Origin of the sequence: Janthinobacterium sp. TB1-E2 (assembly GCF_036885605.1) — a bacterium.
Classification (GTDB): Bacteria; Pseudomonadota; Gammaproteobacteria; order Burkholderiales; family Burkholderiaceae_D; genus Janthinobacterium; species Janthinobacterium aestuarii.
Map to the genome: position 1 here is coordinate 4444450 of NZ_CP142523.1, position 17192 is coordinate 4461641.

The following is a 17192-nucleotide window of genomic DNA, read 5'->3' on the forward strand; positions in this document are numbered from 1 at the left end:
CTAGAAATCCTTCTCGCCCTGGATCACGGCCGGATAGCCCGTCATGGCGCGCGACGTCTGCATGCCCGCCATCACGGCCGCCTCAACGCAGCCAGCGTTGAGGCCCGTCTTGATCCAGTCGCCCGTGAGGAACAGGTTGCTGAACCCTGACTGGTCGGTGGCCAGCCGGTACTGCGTGCTGCCCACCACCGACATCACGTAGCGTTCGGATGGGTCGACGTTGGCGCGCCAGTACTGGCTGTCGAAGCGCGCCGGTCCCGCGCTCTCCTTCGCGTCGACCAGCCATTGCCACGGAAACGCGCCAGGCGCGCCCGCCTCGGACCACAGCGCGCCGATCTCGCGCTCGAGCTGGTGCACGGCGCCCTGCTTCGCCCTGGCCGCGCAGCGGGCGGGAAAATCCGTATCGGTGACGGGCGGGTAGCTGTCGACGGGGAAGGCGCTGCAAAAGTACGAGACATTTTTCGGCTCCAGCCCGACCGGCCAGTCTTCGTGCGCCAGGAGCTGGTCCATCGGCGCCCACGTGTCGTACGGCTCCGTAAAGGCCGACAGCACCGGCTGCTGGCCTTTCGGCTGCGTGGTCCAGCCCATCTGCGCCAGGTTCTTGTTGAGCCACACCTGGTAAGCCTGCGTGGCCACGGTTTTCACCTTGTCGGCCGCCAGCTGCAAGGCCGGGCTTTGCGCCAGCAGCTGCGGGCACAGGGCCTGCAGCGAACCGATGGAAATGCCGAACACCACCTTGTCGAAATCGACGCCCTTCTTCAATACCGTGGCGGGCAGCGCGCGGCCGAACGCTTGCTGGTACTGCTGCGGCCAGGCGCTCCAGTACGATTCCAGGTTGACTTCCTGCGCCTGCAGCAGCGCCGCCTGGGCCGGTTCGATCTGCGCGTAATCGGGCGCGCTGGGCCAGCAGGCAAGGCCCTTGACGTCCACCAGCGGCGCGTAGCCGGCGGCCGGGTCCTTCAATTGCACCTGCTGCGTGATGCGGATGCTGTCGATGTCGCCCGCGCCCGGCACCAGTTCTTCCACGCGCTGGAAGAATTTGAATTCCACGCCCCTTTTCTTCAGCACTTCGTACATCGGCGTAAAGATGGTGTCGCCCATGCCGGCCTGCATCTTGAACATGATGCCGCCCTTGTAGGCCAGGCCGATGCGCGCCATCGAGCGCAAGAGCGTCCCCGCCTCGATGTTCGGCTTGGAAAAATCGCCGCCTTCGTAGGCAAACACCAGATCGTAAAAGCCGCGCACGGGCGCCGAGTTGACGCTGAACTGCTCGTCGCCGCCATGTTTTCTCAGCCAGGCACGGAAATCGATATCGTTGATGACGTCAAAGCCGTTCTTGAACACGCCATCCTCGAACATGCCTTTCATGACCGTGATGCCCAGGTCCAGGCAGGTGAACAGGCGGCGCAATTCATCGTCGCCATCGATCAGGGCGCGGTAGCGCAGGCGCAGCCACGCGCGGATGCCGTTCAGGGTGCTGGCCAGCAGCTGGTGGCGGGCCTGATCGTGGCGCGTGGAATCGGGCGCCAGGTCGGCCACCAGCGCCACCAGCGCGCCGACGGACAAGCCCACGTCGAGGCCCAGTTCATCAGCCTGCCCCACCACTTCATCGGCCAGGCGGCGCAGCCAGCCCGGCCACACGCCTTCGCCTTGCGACGCGCTGGCGCGCACGATGCGCGCATCGGCATCGGCCACTTGCCGGATCTGGCGTATCCACTGCTCGATCCAGCCCACCATGGCGATGGCCATCTGCCACAGCGTGATGTCTTCGCCACCCTCGCCCGGCTCGCCCGGCAAGGTGGGAAAGACGATGGACCAGTTGCGCCACTGCCCCTTGACGTCTTCCGACAGGGCCACGTAATCGTGCTGTTTGAATGCGTCGCGCCAGGTGGCCAGCGGCGCGCCGGGCGGACGCTCCAGGCTCGCATACGCTTCCTTGATCATCTTGAAGGCGTTCGCGTAGAAGCCGAACCAGATGTGCAAGCCGTGTTCCTCGATGCGCTGGCCCGCTTGCGCATTGCGCCCGCTGGCGCCCTTGCCGCCAAGGCGCCAGCCCAGCTGGTAGACGGTGATGGTGTGCCGGTTTTGCCAGCCCGGCTGGTTCGTCAAGTAATACGCGGTGGTCATGGCCGCCACGCCGCCGCCGAGGATGGCGATCTTTTCAGGCGCGATGCGGGAATTGTCGACCAGCTCCTCGCCCGGCATGGCCGTAAAATCGAAGTTCACATTGAAGGGCAAAATCGCCGTTTGCGGTCCCAGCTGCAAGCCCAGGGTCTGGTCCAGAGGGAAGCTGTCGAACGCATGCAAGGTGCATTCGTATTCATAACCGAGCAGGCGCGCGCTGTGCAGGCGGTTGATCTCGGCCGGCGCAGCCACCAGGGCCTGGTACACGGCTTTCACGCCCGCGCTGTCGGGGAATTGCTTGAGGAAAATCTGGTCGATGCGCGGGTTGCGCAGCAAGGACAGAATATCGGCCCAGCCGGCCTGGTCCATGTCGAAGAAATCGGGAATGGAGAGGAAAATCTGGAACGCCTGCTCGATGAGCTCCAGGAAACTGTTGACGGGTTTGTGCGGCCCCGTCTGCACGGTGGCGTTGACTTCCAGCAGCGGGTGCAGCGCCAGTTTCGTTTCCGGTGAGAAATGCTGGAAGCCCTTGGCGGCGACGGAACAGCGCAGCGGCTCGCTGCCGGCGGCGGGAATCTCGTAGTCGCACAGGTATTTCGGATAGCCGAACAGCTCGCGCCCGTTGATCAGGGCCATCGCATCATCGACGAAAATATGGCACGGGTACCAATAGATATGCGCAAGCTTGCCTGCCGCATCCATCTGGCCGACCATGATCCAGGTGACGATATCGACTTCCGTGATCCAGCCCTTGGCCTGGTCGACGGGGTTGGCGGAATCCGCATGGTTGACGCGCGTAAACGTCAGCATCACATACGGCGACAGGGCTTTCAGGGTCATCTTGCTGCCCGCCACCTGGTTCAAGGTGGTATTCACGGTGGCCTGCAATTTGGCCAGGTCGCCCTTGACGAAATAGCCATACATTTCCGACTGTTTCAATTGCAGCGGCGAGTGCATCATCACCGAACCGCCCTGATAGATATACGAAGGTCTTGCCGAAGGTTGCGCCGTCATTGCCCTGCCCCCAATTAAAGTTTCAGACAAACAAGATTGCTACAGTGTATTTCAGAAAGAGCATTGCATGATATGAAATAAATTAAAGGATTTGCCAAGATGCATAGCATGGGCTTGCGCACGGCAGCCGGGGCAAGCCCATGCCATCGGGTGTACGATGAAGCCTCTTGAGCGTTCCGAGCACCATGCCATGGCAATGATTACCACCGACTACGTTTCCACCTATTCCGGCAACCGTTTTTATCCCTTGCGCCCGCATATCGACAAGGTCGCCATCGAGGACATCGCCCACGGCCTCGCTTACCAGTGCCGCTTCAATGGACAGACGCAAGTGTTTTACTCGGTCGCCCAGCACAGCCTGATCGTCGCCGAACTGGTGCCGCCGCCCCTGCGCCTGGCCGCCCTGCTGCACGACGCGGCCGAAGCCTACCTGGGCGACATGGTGAAACCCTTGAAAGTATTGCTGCCGGAATTTGCCGTGCTGGAAGACAAGGTCAGCGCCATCATCGCCGCCACGTATGGGCTGGATTTTTCCGATTACGCGCCCATCAAGCGGGCCGACCTGATCGCGCTGGCGACGGAAAAGCGCGACCTGATGCCGCACTCGGCCGAGCGCTGGGCTTACCTTGACGGCATCGCCCCCTTGCCCGGTATAATCGAAGCCATGGGTCCGGCCGAAGCGAAGCAGCGCTTCCTGCATGCCTTTGCCCAGCTGAGCGGGCTTGGACTTGCCGCATGAATGCTACGACCCTGCCTCACGAACGGGCGCTAAGCCCCGGTTTTTGCACGGCTTTTTTAGATATCCACAGCAACTGTGGATAAAGTTGTTGATAAGCCCCTCTTGACAAGCCGCAACACCAGTATTGATGCGGGTTTCAACAATTTGCTGATTTCACAGGCAATTTTTTACCCCAATGAAATCAATGACTTGCAATCACGAATTTGCGCTGGAGCAAAGTTACTTCACCACCATGAAAATATATTTTGCTGTGCATAAGCAATCCTGGCGCCAGGCCGTCTTGCTTGAACAGCATTGTTTTGACAAACCCCGTAGACTGGCATAGTGTGGAGTAGCGAGCACGATCAACGGTGGATAAACGCATGAACATGGATAGCGATAGTGCCGCCAAGGGGGCGGACGAACCGGACTGGCTGGTCGACGAACCGCTGGAACGGGCAGACGCGCCGGCAGAGCCTGCCACCGCGGCGCCATGGCGCGTGCTGATCGTCGATGACGATGTCGACGTGCACGTGGTGACCAAATTCGCCCTCAGCCAGGCCAGCTTCCAGGGACGAAGGCTGAGCTTTTTGCACGCGTATTCGGGCGCCGAGGCGCTGGACTTGCTGCGCAGCACATCCGATATCGCCGTGGTGCTGCTCGATGTGATCATGGAAACCCAGGATGCCGGGCTGCAAGTGGCGCGCCAGATCCGCGAAGATCTGCACAACAGCGCCGTGCGCATCATCCTGCGCACGGGCCAGCCCGGCCAGGCGCTCGAGCACCGCATCATCATCGACTACGACATCAACGATTTCTGGTGCAAGACGGACCTGACCACGCGCAAGTTGTTCACCACCGTGATCGCCTCGCTGCGCACCTACGCCACCTTGCGCGAAGCGGAGCAACAAGTCGCCGAACTGGCCGCAGCCCTGGCCCAGTGCGGCAACACGCCAGCGGCGCCGGCCGGCGGCACGCCCTGAACACGGCCGCTACTTTCAGTCACAAAACCAGAGCACTGGATAGGCATACAGGCTTGTGGCATGCCCCATTTTGGCCCATCCTGCCGGCCCATCGCATGTGCCGGGCGGCCCCAATTTCCTAAGTGGCGGATTGTTAAGCGCTTTTTCAGATATCCACACGGACTGTGGATATCTTTGTGGATAAGGGCCTATTGACAGCCCTCAAAGCCACAGCCCGTGCGGCTTTCAATAAACTGCTCAATCAAACAGCAAAAATAAAATCCATTAAAATCAAGCACTTGGAAACTCACACATAATCACAGGAAAATTATTTCAGCAATTTCGTTAACCCATCATTTGTGCATAACTGAGCCGTAATGATCAATCCGACAACACCGAGCTAACGCTGCCGGCAACACAGTTGCAATGCGGATACTCAATGCACGGTCTGGCGGCGCTGCTCCGGATGCAGCAGCACGCGCTCGATCAGCTCGGGGGCGATATTGTATGACTTCAGGTATTCCAGCGCGCACAAGGTGCTGAAGGCTGCCTGCACGGCGATGCCCAGGTTGACGATATCGCACATCTTCTGGTCGACGCGGGCATGCAGCGCCACGGGTTTGACGGGCATGTGCAAGGTTTCTTGGGAACTCAGCATGATGAATGACTCCTGCGGAAGGTAGACATGGCGGGACATGGCGGCGGAGAACGGCGCCGGGATGGCAGCGAGGAAGAGTGACAGCGAAAGTATTGCCGAAAAACGCGCGATGTCAATGCCAGCCAGTTATTCCCATGCAGTTTTTTTCTGATACACAAGGCCGCACGTCTAAGGCAGATCAAACGCAGCGCCTGTCGCCAGCCTAGTATGGAATGGCTGCCATCACGCGGCGTTCGCGCTGCATGGACGAGGAGACACGACATGAATACAACACCCGAACCAGCCAAAAATCCCGGCGACATAGCCCCTCCCGGCACCCCCGGCACCGGTGAAAACGTCTGCACGCATTGCCAGGGCCGGGGCGCCAGGGCCGATGGCCAGCCCTGCCCCATGTGCGGCGGCACGGGCGTGGTCATCGCCGGCATAGGCGGGGGCTGAGAACACCTATCAAAACCTACTGCGCGTCGTAATTTGCGGTCTGCGATGCTCACTGTACCTTCGTACAGTTGCGCTTCTCAACCGCAACTTACTTCCGCTCGCTACGGTTTTGTTAGGTGTTATAAGCCACGCCAGCAACTATGTATGGACATAAGCATGGACAAGGCGAAGCAGGCACGGCGATAATCAGCCATGCCCGCACCTTCCACGCTTCCGCCCGACCTGCCCCGTCCGCAACCAGCTTCGCTTGCCGACCTGTTCTTCTCGTTCACCTGGCTGGCCCTGCAGGGCTTTGGCGGCGTGCTGGCCGTGATCCAGCGCGAGATGGTCGAGCGCAAGCGCTGGCTGACGCAGGAGGAATTCCTCGAAGACTGGGCCGTGGCGCAAATCATGCCCGGGCCGAATGTCGTCAACCTGTCCCTGATGGTGGGCGGGCGCTATTTCGGCTTGAAAGGCGCGCTGACGGCGCTGGCCGGCATGCTGGCCGCGCCTCTCGTCATCGTGCTCGTGCTGGGCGTGCTGTACACGCGCTTTGGCGACAATCCGCAGATGGCGGGCGCCTTGCGCGGCATGGCGGCCGTCTCGGCCGGCATGATCGCCGCCACGGGCGTGAAACTGGCGACCGCGCTGGCCAAGCATCCGCTGCCCCTGTGGCTCACCTTGTCCATCACCGTGCTCGGTGTGCTGATGGTGGCGATCTTGCGCTGGCCCCTGCTGTACATCCTGCTGGGCCTGGGCGGCATCGGCTGCCTGCTCACCTATCGAAAGCTGTCCCCATGAATCCGCCTTTGCAACTGGTGTTGAGCACAGGCGACTGGCTGAACCTGTTCGGCCACTACCTGATGCTGTCGCTGATGTCGATCGGCGGCGCCATTTCCACCACCTCCGAAATGCACCGCTTCCTTGTCGAACAGCATGGCTGGCTGACCCAGGCGCAATTCAACGAGTCGATCGCCATCGCCCAGGCCGCGCCCGGGCCAAACGTGCTGTTCGTCGCCCTGATGGGCTGGAACGTGGGCATGAACGCGGGCAGCTACACGGCCGCCTACCTGGGCGTGTTCATCACCATGGTGGGCATCATGCTGCCCAGCACGACCCTCACCTACGTGGCGGCCCAATGGGGCTACCGCAACCGCGACCTGCGCCCCGTGCGCGCCTTCAAGCAAGGCATGGCGCCCATCGTCGTCGCCCTGCTGATTTCCACGGGCATGATTTTGGGCGGCGCCAACCATGACATCCGCACGGACTGGCCCTTGTGGAGCCTATCCATCGTGACCGGCCTCATCATCTGGCGCACGAAGATCCATTTGCTGTGGCTGCTGGCGGCCGGCGCCGTGCTGGGCTGGTTCCAGCTCGTCTGACCTTACACGGCCAGGTGCCGCTTCACGTCCTCGCCATCCATCTGTTCCGCCTTGCCGCTGGCGACGACACTGCCGCGCGACAGGACGATGAATTCATCGGCCAGCTCGCGGGCAAAATCGAAATACTGTTCGCACAGCACGATGGCCATGTCGCCACGCTGCTTCAGCAAGGAAATGACCCTGCCGATATCCTTGATGACGGAGGGCTGGATGCCTTCCGTCGGCTCGTCGAAGATGATCAGCTGCGGCTCGGCCAGCAGGGCGCGGGCGATGGCCAGTTGCTGCTGTTGCCCGCCAGATAAATCTCCGCCGCGCCGCTGCAGCATCTCTTTGAGCACTGGAAACAGCTCATACACATGGGAATCGATGCACGACGCTTGTTTTCCGCGCTTCACCGCCATGCCCATCAGCAAGTTTTCCTCGACCGTCAGGCGCGCAAAGATGTCGCGCCCCTGCGGCACGTAAGCGATGCCCAGCTTTGCCCGCGCATGCGGCGTCAGCTTCGTGATGTCGCGCCCCTGGAAGACCACCTTGCCCTGCGCCACGGGCAGCACGCCCATCAGGCATTTGAGCAAGGTCGTCTTGCCCACGCCATTGCGCCCCAGCAAGGCCAGGCATTCGCCCTTGCGCGCCGACAGATTGATGCCGCGCAAGGTGTGCGAGGAGCCATAGTATTGATTCAATTGCTCAACTTCCAGCATATGTGTTCACCTTCCCAGATAGACTTCGATGACGCGCTCGTCCGCCTGCACTTCGTCCATGCGCCCCTGCGCCAGCACGGCACCCTCATGCAGCACGGTGACGATGCCTTGCTGGGCAATGTCAGTCACAAAACCCATGTCGTGCTCGACCACCATGATCGAATGCTTGCCGCGCAATTCATTGAGCAATTCCGCCGTGCGCGCCGTTTCGGCATCGGACATGCCGGCCACCGGTTCGTCCAATAGAATCAGCTGCGGCTCCTGCATCAGCAGCATGCCAATTTCCAGCCACTGCTTTTGCCCGTGCGACAGCAAGCCGGCTGGCCGCGCTTCCTGGCCGTTGAGGCGAATCAAGCGCAAAATCGCTTCGATCTTGCCTGCCTGCTCCGAGCTTAAACGCGCAAACAGGGTGGGCGCCACGCGCTTGTCCATCTTCATCGCCAGTTCCAGGTTGTCGAACACCGTGTGCTGCTCGAACACGGTGGGGCGCTGGAACTTGCGACCGATACCCGCGTGGGCAATCTGCGCTTCCGTCATCGTCGCCAGATTCATGGTCTGGCCAAACCAGGCCGTGCCGGACGTGGGCCGCGTCTTGCCGGTGATCACATCCATCATCGTCGTCTTGCCCGCGCCGTTAGGGCCGATGATGCAGCGCAATTCGCCCACGGAAATGTCGAGACTGAGCTTATTGATGGCCTTGAAGCCGTCGAACGACACGCTGATGTCTTCCAGATACAAAATGGCGCCATGCGTCGTATCGACGCCCTCGCCTTTCACGCGCGAATAACTGGCGCCCGTTTCCGCGCTGGCCATGCCGGGCAACATGCGGATACTCATGCGGCCTCCTCTGCCACGACGGCCGTTTTCTTGCGTTTGAGCTTGTTCAACACGCCGAGCATGCCTTGCTGCATGAACAGGGTGACGACGATGAACAGCAAGCCCAGCGCGAACAGCCACAGTTCCGGCAAGGCGGCCGTGAACCAGCTTTTCAAGCCGTTGACGGTGAAGGCGCCCAGGATGGGACCGATCAAAGTACCGCGTCCGCCGACGGCCACCCACACGACCATTTCGATGGAGTTCGCCGGTGACATTTCGGACGGATTGATGATGCCCACTTGCGGCACGTACAGAGCGCCAGCGATGCCGCACAGCACCGCCGACAAGGTCCAGACGAACAGCTTGAACCACAGCGGGTTGTAGCCAAGGAACATCAAGCGCGCCTCGCTGTCGCGCACGCCTTGCAGCACCCTGCCCAGTTTCGAGCGGACGATGGCGCGCGCGCCCACCAGCGCGGCCAGCAGGAAGGCCAGGGTCAGCAGGAACAGCACGGCACGGGTAGCGGGCGCCGTGATGTCATGGCCAAGGATGGTCTTGAAATCCGTGAAACCGTTGTTGCCGCCAAAGCCGGTGTCATTACGGAAGAACAAGAGCATGAAGGCATACGTCATTGCCTGCGTGATGATGGAAAAATACACACCCTTGATGCGCGAACGAAAGGCAAAGTAGCCAAACACAAAGGCCAGCACGCCCGGCACCAGCACGACGAGGGCCATGCAGTACCAGAAATGTTCCGTGAAGGCCCAGTACCACGGGTAGGTTTTCCAGTCGAGAAAGACCATGAAGTCGGGCAAGCTGCTCTGGTACTGGCCCTGGTCGCCAATCGCGCGCATCAGATACATGCCGTGCGCATACGCGCCCAGGGCAAAGAACACGCCGTGCCCCAGCGACAAGATGCCCGTGTAGCCCCAGACGAGGTCCAGCGCCAGCGCGGCCAGCGCATAACACATGAACTTGCCCACCAGCGCCACCGTATAGGCGGACACGTGCAAGGCATGACCTTCGGCAAACGCCAGGTTAAAAATCGGCAATAGCGCCGCCAGCAGCGTGCATGCGGCAATCGCCAGCCAGACGGGCCGCGTGAACAGGCCCTGCTTGGATTGATAGGAGGTAGTCATTCGACGCTGCGTCCCTTCATGGCAAACAGGCCCTGCGGCCGGCGCTGGATGAAAATGATGATGAATACCAAAATGGCGATTTTCGCCAGCACGGCGCCCGCCACCGGTTCGAGGAATTTGTTCACTTCGCCCAGGCCCAGCGCGGCGATGACGGTGCCGGCAAGTTGCCCTACGCCGCCCAGCACCACCACCATGAAGGAATCGACGATGTAGCTTTGGCCCAGGTCCGGCCCCACATTGCCCAGCTGCGACAGGGCCACGCCACCGAGCCCGGCGATGCCGGAACCGAGGCCGAAGGTCAGCATGTCGACCTTGCCCGTGGCCACGCCCACGCAATCGGCCATGCGGCGGTTTTGCGTGACGGCCCGCACGAATAGGCCCAGCCGTGTCTTGTTGAGGATCAGCCACACTGCCACCACGACAAGGACGGCGAAGACGATGATGGCCAGGCGGTTGTACGGCAGCACTAGGCCGCCCAGCACCGTCACGCCGCCCGACATCCAGGCGGGATTGGCCACTTCCACGTTTTGCGCGCCGAAGATCGTGCGCACCGTCTGCATGAGGATGAGGCTGATACCCCAGGTGGCCAGCAGGGTTTCCAGCGGCCGCCCGTACAGCCAGCGGATCACCGTGCGCTCGAGCGCCACGCCCACCAGTCCCGCGACGAGAAAGGCCGCCGGCAAGGCGGCCAGCAGGTAGGCATCCTGCAGACCAGGCAGATAGGTGCGGAAGAACAGCTGGCATAAATAGGTCGTGTATGCGCCTATCATCAGCAGTTCGCCATGCGCCATGTTGATGATGCCCATCAAGCCGAACGTGATGGCCAGCCCCAAGGCGGCTAACAGCAGCACGCTGCCCAGTGAAATGCCATAGAACACGTTGCCGGCGAATTCCATGCGCGCCACCCGGCCCTTGATCTGGCCCATGGTCTCGATGGCGGCCAGCTGCACGGCTTCGTCGGGCTCGCCTCCCTTCTCGAGCATGGCTTGCAGCACGGGTAGCAGGCGCGCATCGCTGCTGCCGGCCAGCGCCTGCACGGCCTGCTTGCGCGTGGCGGCGTCTGGCGCATGCAGGTTGGCGCTGGCGATCAGCACTTGCAATATCTGCTGGATCTCGGCATCGCTCTCTTGCGCCAGCGCCTTGTGGATCAGGGGCAGCTGCGCCGGATCCACGGATTGCTGCAATGCCTGCGCGGCGGCCAGGCGCGTAGAGCGCTCGGGCGCCAGCAGTTTCAACCCGGACAAGGCGCCCGCCACGGCCGAGCGCAAGCGGTTGTTGACCATCACGCCATCGATGCCGTCCGGCAGCGGCACGCTCTTGCCGAGTGCAGGGTCATACGCCTGCTCGCCGTCGACGATATACACCTTGCCGTCGGGTGTTGCGTATAAAGCGTCGTCCTGCAAGGCTTGCAGCACACGGGCGGCCTCGGGTGTGGCCAGGGCGGCGATCTGGGCGACGGCAGCGACTCTGGCGTCGGGGTCGTCGCCGGATAGCGGTTTGAGCAGGTCGGGGGGAATGGCGGCCTGCGCAGACAGCGGCAACAGGCAAAGTAATAACAAAATACGACGTAGCAGACGCATGCGGAAAGACCTCTCATCGTTACTTCAGCCCAAGCGAAATCTGGGGTCAGACCCGTCGGGTCTGACCCCGGCCTTTCTGCTGCTAACTCATAACTTCTGCTTACCCTCATTCCCCTTGATAAACGGGCTCCAAGGCTGGGCGCGGATCGGTTCCTTGGTTTTCCACACGACATTGAATTGCCCATCGGCCTTGATCTCGCCGATCATCACGGGCTTGTGCAGGTGGTGGTTCGTGGCATCCATGGTCAGGGTGAAGCCCGATGGCGCCTTGACGCTTTGGCCGGCCATGGCGGCGATCACCTTGTCCGTGTCCGTCGACTTGGCTTTTTCCACGGCTTGCGCCCACATGTGGATGCCGACATAGGTCGCTTCCATCGGGTCGTTCGTCACGACCGAACCCGCGTTCGGCAGTTTTTGTGCCACAGCGTAAGCCTTCCACTGCTTGATGAAGGCCGTATTCACGGGGTTCTTGACGGATTCAAAATAATTCCACGCCGCCAAGTGACCGAGCAAGGGCTTGGTATCGATGCCGCGCAGCTCTTCCTCGCCCACGGAAAACGCGACGACGGGCACGTCCGTGGCTTTCAAGCCCGCATTGCCCAGCTCCTTGTAGAACGGCACGTTCGAATCGCCATTGATGGTGGATATAACGGCTGTCTTGCCGCCCGTGGAAAACTTCTTGATGTTGGCGACGATGGTTTGATAGTCGGCGTGGCCGAACGGCGTGTAGACCTCGCTGATATCGCTATCTTTGACGCCCTTGCTTTTCAGGAAGGCACGCAGGATCTTGTTGGTGGTGCGCGGATACACGTAATCCGTGCCCAGCAGCACGAAGCGCTTGGCGCCGCCGCCATCCTTGCTCATCAGGTATTCGACGGCGGGGATCGCCTGCTGGTTCGGCGCGGCGCCCGTGTAAAACACATTCTTTTCCAGTTCCTCGCCCTCGTATTGCACCGGGTAAAACAGCAGGCTGTTGAGTTCCTTGAACACGGGTAAAACCGACTTGCGCGACACGGACGTCCAGCAGCCAAACACGACGGCGACCTTGTCCTGCGCCACCAGCTGGCGCGCTTTTTCCGCGAACAAAGGCCAGTTCGACGCCGGGTCGACGACGACGGCTTCCAGCTTCTTGCCCAACACGCCACCTTTGGCATTGATCTCGGCGATCGTCATCAAGGCTACGTCTTTCAGCGACGTTTCGGAAATGGCCATGGTGCCCGACAGCGAGTGCAAAATGCCTACCTTGATCGTATCGGCGGCCAGGGCTGCCTGCATGTAAGTGGAGGTGGCAAGGGCCAGTGCGCCGGCGGCGGCCGCTTTCAGGATGATGCGTCGTGACATGGGGACTCCTGTGATGGGTTCGTGGGGGTCGAGCTGGGCATACGATGTTGTTAAAGCAGAATGCATGCCAGCGCCAGCAGGTGTCCGCCATGGTGCACGCGGCTCCCGCCGCACGAAAAAAAACCTGGCTGCACAAGGACTGTGCAGCCAGGTTTCAAATTGCCGTAAAACGGTGCGCCGGACGCAACAATCCCGGCATCAATCCTTGCGCGGTACGCCTCTCAAGCGGCGCCAACCCTTGCGTCCCAGCGGGAACAGCAGCACGAAAGCGATCAGCCACGGCAGGATGTAGGCCATGGCCGTGATGGCGTTGGCCACGCCTTCCGACAGGTTGTCCGTGAAATTGCCCAGCGAGCGCTTGACGGGCGTCCAGAACGATTGCTTGCCTTCCGCGCTGATGGCCACGTTCAGCAAGTCCGTATCGATGCGCTGCATCAACAGCGCGTCGGCCGCCGTCGCCTGCTCCAGCTCCACTTGCACAGTGGCCAGTTCCTTGGTCACCTTGATGAGGGCATCGACATTTGCGCCCGAGCGCTTTTCCAGGTCTTGCAATTGCGCCTGGTATTGCTTGAGCATCTCCAGGCGTTTCTTGCTGTCGAGCACGGGACGGCCCAGGTCTTCCACCTTGGTGCCCTGGCTGGTGACGTCGCCTTCGGCCGCGACCAGCGCGACAAGCTTCTTGATGCCGGCCGGCTTGGCGCGCATGCTGATGCGCGCATGCACATAGCGCCCACTGTCGAGGCTGGAATCGAGCAACAGGCAGCCGTTTTCCGTATCGGCCTTGCAGGCGGCAAGCACTTTTTCATACAGGGGCCGCACTTGCGCCTCGTGCGTATCGACGCTGACATTATGTTCATAGGCAAGAAACTCGCTGCCCTTTTCCTTGCCATCGAGACGCGCGGCGCTCGACTGCCCGCCGCTCTCGCCCTTGCCGCCGCAACCGGCCAGCAACATCAGGCCGATCAGGCCTACATACACTTTTTTCATGATTTCTTTCCTGGATTATTTTTACAGCGGCAGCAATGTGATATCGGGCAGGTGCGCCGCCACGTCGTGCACGGTGGCGTATTGCGTCAGCGACGCCACCACCTGCGGCAGCGGTTCCGCCCAGATTTCCGGCAAGTCGCGCTCCTCTGGCGCCAGCACGGGAAAGGCCAGCTGCTCGCGTGGCGGCACAAAGGCGGCATCGACGCCGGGTTTGTTGCCGCGCGCATCGATGCGGTACCAGCCAAACTCCTGCAGATACACGGCATTCAAGCCATGCAGGCAAAACGGCGGCCCCACTTGGCCGACAGCCAGGCGCTGGTAGCACAGGCCGGCAGGAATGCCGTTGGCGCGCAGCAGCGCGGCCAGCAGATGGCTCTTCGCATAACAGTATCCCGTTCCATGCTGCAAGACGTCGGAAGCGCGGCAAGTGACGGGATTACGCTGGTAATCCCAGCTGTGGGCCACCTCGTCGCGCACGAAGGCAAAGCAGCGGGCCGCGATGGCCGCGTCGCCCACGGCACCGGCCGCCAGTGCGGCCGCCTTGGCGCGCACGGCCGGATGGTCGCTGTCGATGTAGGTGCTGCTGGCTAGATATATGGAAAAGTCGGGGGAAAAGTCGGTAGACATGGCATAAAGGCAATGCGAAAAGATAATGCGCGATTTTAGTCGAAGCTTCGCAACATTCACCGTTTCTTTGCGCAGGAACAAAGAAAATCCACGCGTCAGGCTCGCCGTTCCGGGGGCGGCGACTTTGGCGGCGGCCCGGTAGCTGGTATCATGCGGGCAAACACAGCCGACCCTACAGGCCCGGCACAAGCACTACCCTGCGAAGCGGCCCCGCCACCGGGCGCGCCGCCGACGCCACCCTACAGATCAGAGAAACGAGTTCCCTATGAGCACTTCATCGTCCCACCCATCGTTCTGGCGCCGTGTCCCGCTGGCTTTCGGCGCTTTCTTCAGCACCCTGTCGGACGCAGCCTATGCGGCCCGCGTGGAAAAGCTGTCCCTGCCCGAGGCTGCTCCCGTCGCGCCAGCGGCCCCGGCGCCAGCCCCCGTGCCGACACCGGCCGCCGCCCCCGTCATCTTGAAAGAAGCCACGCCGGACGCCGCCTTGCAATTGCTGGCCCTGCTGCAACGCGAAGCGCGCCTGATCGACTTCACCCAGGAAAACCTGGGCAGCCATGCGGACGCAGACATCGGCGCGGCCGCCCGCCTCGTGCATGAAGGCTGCGCCAAGGTCATGCGCGAATACTTCACCATCGACGCCGTGCGCCAGGAAGCAGAGGGCAGCCGCATCGTCCTGCAGGAAGGTTTTGATTCTGCCCAGGTGCGCCTGACGGGCAACGTGGTCGGCTCGGCGCCATTCACGGGTACCTTGAGCCACCGCGGCTGGCGCGCGTCCAGCGTGCGCCTGCCGAAACTGAGCGCGCAGCACGACGCCGCCATCCTCGCACCGGCCGAGGTGGAACTGTGAACGACACAAGGAACGCCACCCCGAACACCGCGCGCTACGCCATCGGCATCGACCTGGGCACCACCCACAGCGCCCTGTCGTATGTGAACCTGGTCGAGAGCGACGGCGAGCAATCGAGCCACGGCGTGCTGAAAGTGCCGCAACTGTCGGCGCCGGGCACGGTCGAAGAATTGCCGCTGCTGCCATCGTTCGTCTACCTGCCGCACGCCGATGAAGTGGCGGCCGGCGACCTGGCCCTGCCCTGGGTCACCGAAGAAGCCGAAGCGCCGTTCGTCGTCGGCGAAATGGCCCGCAGCCGCGGCGCCACCACGCCGATCCGTCTGGTGTCGAGCGCGAAAAGCTGGCTGTGCCACCCGGGCGTGGACCGCCGCGCGGCCATCCTGCCGAACGACGCGCCGGCGGAAGTGGCGCGCATCTCGCCGATCACGGCCGCCACGCGCTACCTGACGCACTTGCGCCAGGCCTGGGACAACGCCCACCCGCAAGCGCCGTTCGCCGAGCAGGAAATCACCGTCACGATTCCCGCCTCGTTCGACCCGGCCGCGCGCGAGCTGACGATGGAAGCGGCGCAGGCGGCCGGCTACACCTCGCTCACTCTGCTGGAAGAGCCGCAAGCGGCCCTGTACAGCTGGATCCAGACGAGCGAAGGCCGCTGGCGCAAGGAAGTCAAGCCGGGCGACATCATCCTGGTCGTCGACGTGGGCGGCGGCACCAGCGACTTTTCGCTGATCGCCGTGCTCGAGCGCGACGGCGTACTGGAACCGCACCGCGTGGCCGTCGGTGAACACATCCTGCTCGGTGGCGACAATATGGACCTGGCCCTGGCCCACCTGGTGGCCCGCAAGCTGGCCGCCAACGGCACCCAGCTCGACGCCTGGCAAATGCGCGCACTCACGTATGGCTGCCGCAGCGCCAAGGAAAGTCTGCTGGCCGACAGCGGCCTCGATGTGGCACCGATCGTCGTGCCGAGCCGCGGCTCAAAACTGATCGGCGGCTCCATCCGCACGGAACTGACGCGCGCCGAAGTGTCCACCTTCATCCTCGACGGCTTCTTCCCGCAGGTGGAAGCATCGAGCCGCCCCGCCGTGCGCACGCGCGCCGGCCTGACGCAACTGGGCTTGCCGTATGCGCAGGACGCGGCCATCACGCGCCACCTGGCCGCCTTCCTGGGCCGGCAAGTGGCGGCGACTGCCGAACTGGAAGGCTTTGCGGGCCGCCAGTCGGCGGAAGCCAGCTTTTTGCACCCGACGGCCGTGCTGTTCAACGGCGGCGTCTTCAAGTCCGACTTGCTGGTCCAGCGCATCATGGCGACCGTCAACGACTGGCTGTACATGGAAGGCGCGGAACCGGCGCGCATGCTGGCCGGGGCCGACCTGGACCTGGCCGTCGCGCGCGGCGCCGCCTACTACAGCTACGTGCGGCGCGGCCATGGCGTGCGCATCCGCGGCGGCACGGCCAGTTCCTTCTATGTGGCAATCGAGTCGGCCATGCCGGCCATCCCCGGCATGGAACCGCCGATCCAGGCCCTGTGCGTGGCGCCGTTCGGCATGGAAGAAGGCAGCGAACTGGAACTGCCAGGCCAGCAATTTGGCCTCGTCGTGGGCGAACCCGTGCACTTCCGCTTCTTTGCCTCGTCCACGCGCCGCAATGACCAGATCGGCGACTTGCTCGATTTCTGGGGCCCCGATGAATTGCAGGAACTGAGCGAAATCCAGGCGACGTTATCCGCCGAAGGCCGGTCGGCCGGCGACGTGGTGCAGGTCAAATTGCATGCGCGCGTGACGGAAGCGGGCACCTTGGAGCTGCTGGCCGTTTCCCCTGACGGCGCCGAGCGCTGGAAAGTGGAATTCGACGTGCGCGGCACGCCGCAGCAATAAGC

General features: G+C 62.4%; 16 protein-coding genes. 7 read left to right on the plus strand and 9 right to left on the minus strand.

Going from position 1 to position 17192, the window contains the following annotated elements:
• On the minus strand, positions 1-3084 hold the full coding sequence (locus OPV09_RS19935; RefSeq protein WP_338679199.1) for an NAD(P)-binding protein: 3084 nt from the start codon (positions 3082-3084) through the stop codon (positions 1-3).
• A 244-nt stretch (positions 3085-3328) separates the two neighbouring features.
• Here OPV09_RS19935 and OPV09_RS19940 point away from each other — a divergent pair, with 244 nt between their 5' ends.
• Positions 3329-3877: a phosphohydrolase gene (locus OPV09_RS19940; RefSeq protein ID WP_051991807.1), complete on the plus strand. Its 549-nt coding sequence runs from the start codon at positions 3329-3331 to the stop codon at positions 3875-3877.
• Between the two features lie 362 nt (positions 3878-4239).
• A complete protein-coding gene (locus OPV09_RS19945; RefSeq protein WP_338679200.1) occupies positions 4240-4839 on the plus strand; it encodes a response regulator in 600 nt (199 codons plus the stop codon).
• A 415-nt stretch (positions 4840-5254) separates the two neighbouring features.
• Here the strand turns inward: OPV09_RS19945 and OPV09_RS19950 are convergent, their stop codons facing one another.
• Positions 5255-5476 (minus strand): hypothetical protein, encoded by a 222-nt coding sequence (locus OPV09_RS19950; RefSeq protein ID WP_051991806.1) that lies wholly within the window; start codon positions 5474-5476, stop codon positions 5255-5257.
• A gap of 261 nt (positions 5477-5737) precedes the next feature.
• On the opposite strand from OPV09_RS19950, the gene OPV09_RS19955 reads away from it, so the two are divergent.
• The 3 genes from OPV09_RS19955 (at position 5738) to OPV09_RS19965 (ending at position 7275) form a co-directional block, all read left to right on the plus strand.
• Positions 5738-5914: a hypothetical protein gene (locus OPV09_RS19955; protein WP_175444610.1), complete on the plus strand. Its 177-nt coding sequence runs from the start codon at positions 5738-5740 to the stop codon at positions 5912-5914.
• Positions 5915-6106: 192 nt separating this feature from the next.
• Entirely contained in the window at positions 6107-6694 is a 588-nt protein-coding gene (locus OPV09_RS19960) for a chromate transporter (RefSeq protein ID WP_139089792.1), read from the plus strand.
• A complete protein-coding gene (locus OPV09_RS19965; RefSeq protein ID WP_072452948.1) occupies positions 6691-7275 on the plus strand; it encodes a chromate transporter in 585 nt (194 codons plus the stop codon). Before OPV09_RS19960 ends, OPV09_RS19965 begins: the two co-directional genes overlap by 4 nt.
• Positions 7276-7277: 2 nt before the next feature.
• Here the strand turns inward: OPV09_RS19965 and urtE are convergent, their stop codons facing one another.
• The 7 genes from urtE to OPV09_RS20000 all read right to left on the minus strand — a co-directional run bounded on the left by urtE (position 7278) and on the right by OPV09_RS20000 (position 14466).
• Positions 7278-7976: an urea ABC transporter ATP-binding subunit UrtE gene (gene urtE, locus OPV09_RS19970; protein WP_338679201.1), complete on the minus strand. Its 699-nt coding sequence runs from the start codon at positions 7974-7976 to the stop codon at positions 7278-7280.
• A gap of 6 nt (positions 7977-7982) precedes the next feature.
• Positions 7983-8813: an urea ABC transporter ATP-binding protein UrtD gene (gene urtD / locus OPV09_RS19975; protein WP_338679202.1), complete on the minus strand. Its 831-nt coding sequence runs from the start codon at positions 8811-8813 to the stop codon at positions 7983-7985.
• Positions 8810-9931, minus strand: a complete 1122-nt coding sequence (gene urtC / locus OPV09_RS19980; protein WP_338679203.1) for an urea ABC transporter permease subunit UrtC — start codon at positions 9929-9931, stop codon at positions 8810-8812. The genes urtD and urtC overlap by 4 nt, the downstream gene beginning before the upstream one ends.
• Complete coding sequence (gene urtB, locus OPV09_RS19985) at positions 9928-11511, minus strand: urea ABC transporter permease subunit UrtB (RefSeq protein WP_338679204.1); 1584 nt, start codon at positions 11509-11511, stop codon at positions 9928-9930. Before urtB ends, urtC begins: the two co-directional genes overlap by 4 nt.
• 87 nt (positions 11512-11598) lie before the next feature.
• Positions 11599-12852 (minus strand): urea ABC transporter substrate-binding protein, encoded by a 1254-nt coding sequence (urtA, locus tag OPV09_RS19990; protein WP_070305111.1) that lies wholly within the window; start codon positions 12850-12852, stop codon positions 11599-11601.
• Positions 12853-13050: 198 nt separating this feature from the next.
• Positions 13051-13839 carry a DUF4349 domain-containing protein gene (locus OPV09_RS19995; protein ID WP_034756736.1) on the minus strand — a complete coding sequence of 263 codons (789 nt, stop codon included), beginning with the start codon at positions 13837-13839 and terminating at the stop codon, positions 13051-13053.
• A 21-nt stretch (positions 13840-13860) separates the two neighbouring features.
• Positions 13861-14466: a transglutaminase family protein gene (locus tag OPV09_RS20000; RefSeq protein WP_338679205.1), complete on the minus strand. Its 606-nt coding sequence runs from the start codon at positions 14464-14466 to the stop codon at positions 13861-13863.
• Positions 14467-14731: 265 nt separating this feature from the next.
• On the opposite strand from OPV09_RS20000, the gene OPV09_RS20005 reads away from it, so the two are divergent.
• A complete protein-coding gene (locus OPV09_RS20005) occupies positions 14732-15313 on the plus strand; it encodes a DUF2760 domain-containing protein (protein WP_034756730.1) in 582 nt (193 codons plus the stop codon).
• Positions 15310-17190 (plus strand): Hsp70 family protein, encoded by a 1881-nt coding sequence (locus tag OPV09_RS20010; protein WP_338679206.1) that lies wholly within the window; start codon positions 15310-15312, stop codon positions 17188-17190. The genes OPV09_RS20005 and OPV09_RS20010 overlap by 4 nt, the downstream gene beginning before the upstream one ends.
• The last annotated feature ends 2 nt before the right edge of the window (positions 17191-17192 follow it).

Bases quoted from the DNA above. Each gene is read 5' to 3' on its own strand.
- OPV09_RS19935 (WP_338679199.1), bottom strand. From the start codon at position 3,084: ATGATGCACTCGCCGCTGCAATTGAAACAGTCGGAAATGTATGGCTAT.
- OPV09_RS19940 (WP_051991807.1), top strand. From the start codon at position 3,329: ATGGCAATGATTACCACCGACTACGTTTCCACCTATTCCGGCAACCGT.
- OPV09_RS19945 (WP_338679200.1), top strand. From the start codon at position 4,240: ATGAACATGGATAGCGATAGTGCCGCCAAGGGGGCGGACGAACCGGAC.
- OPV09_RS19950 (WP_051991806.1), bottom strand. From the start codon at position 5,476: ATGCTGAGTTCCCAAGAAACCTTGCACATGCCCGTCAAACCCGTGGCG.
- OPV09_RS19955 (WP_175444610.1), top strand. From the start codon at position 5,738: ATGAATACAACACCCGAACCAGCCAAAAATCCCGGCGACATAGCCCCT.
- OPV09_RS19960 (WP_139089792.1), top strand. From the start codon at position 6,107: ATGCCCGCACCTTCCACGCTTCCGCCCGACCTGCCCCGTCCGCAACCA.
- OPV09_RS19965 (WP_072452948.1), top strand. From the start codon at position 6,691: ATGAATCCGCCTTTGCAACTGGTGTTGAGCACAGGCGACTGGCTGAAC.
- urtE (WP_338679201.1), bottom strand. From the start codon at position 7,976: ATGCTGGAAGTTGAGCAATTGAATCAATACTATGGCTCCTCGCACACC.
- urtD (WP_338679202.1), bottom strand. From the start codon at position 8,813: ATGAGTATCCGCATGTTGCCCGGCATGGCCAGCGCGGAAACGGGCGCC.
- urtC (WP_338679203.1), bottom strand. From the start codon at position 9,931: ATGACTACCTCCTATCAATCCAAGCAGGGCCTGTTCACGCGGCCCGTC.
- urtB (WP_338679204.1), bottom strand. From the start codon at position 11,511: ATGCGTCTGCTACGTCGTATTTTGTTATTACTTTGCCTGTTGCCGCTG.
- urtA (WP_070305111.1), bottom strand. From the start codon at position 12,852: ATGTCACGACGCATCATCCTGAAAGCGGCCGCCGCCGGCGCACTGGCC.
- OPV09_RS19995 (WP_034756736.1), bottom strand. From the start codon at position 13,839: ATGAAAAAAGTGTATGTAGGCCTGATCGGCCTGATGTTGCTGGCCGGT.
- OPV09_RS20000 (WP_338679205.1), bottom strand. From the start codon at position 14,466: ATGTCTACCGACTTTTCCCCCGACTTTTCCATATATCTAGCCAGCAGC.
- OPV09_RS20005 (WP_034756730.1), top strand. From the start codon at position 14,732: ATGAGCACTTCATCGTCCCACCCATCGTTCTGGCGCCGTGTCCCGCTG.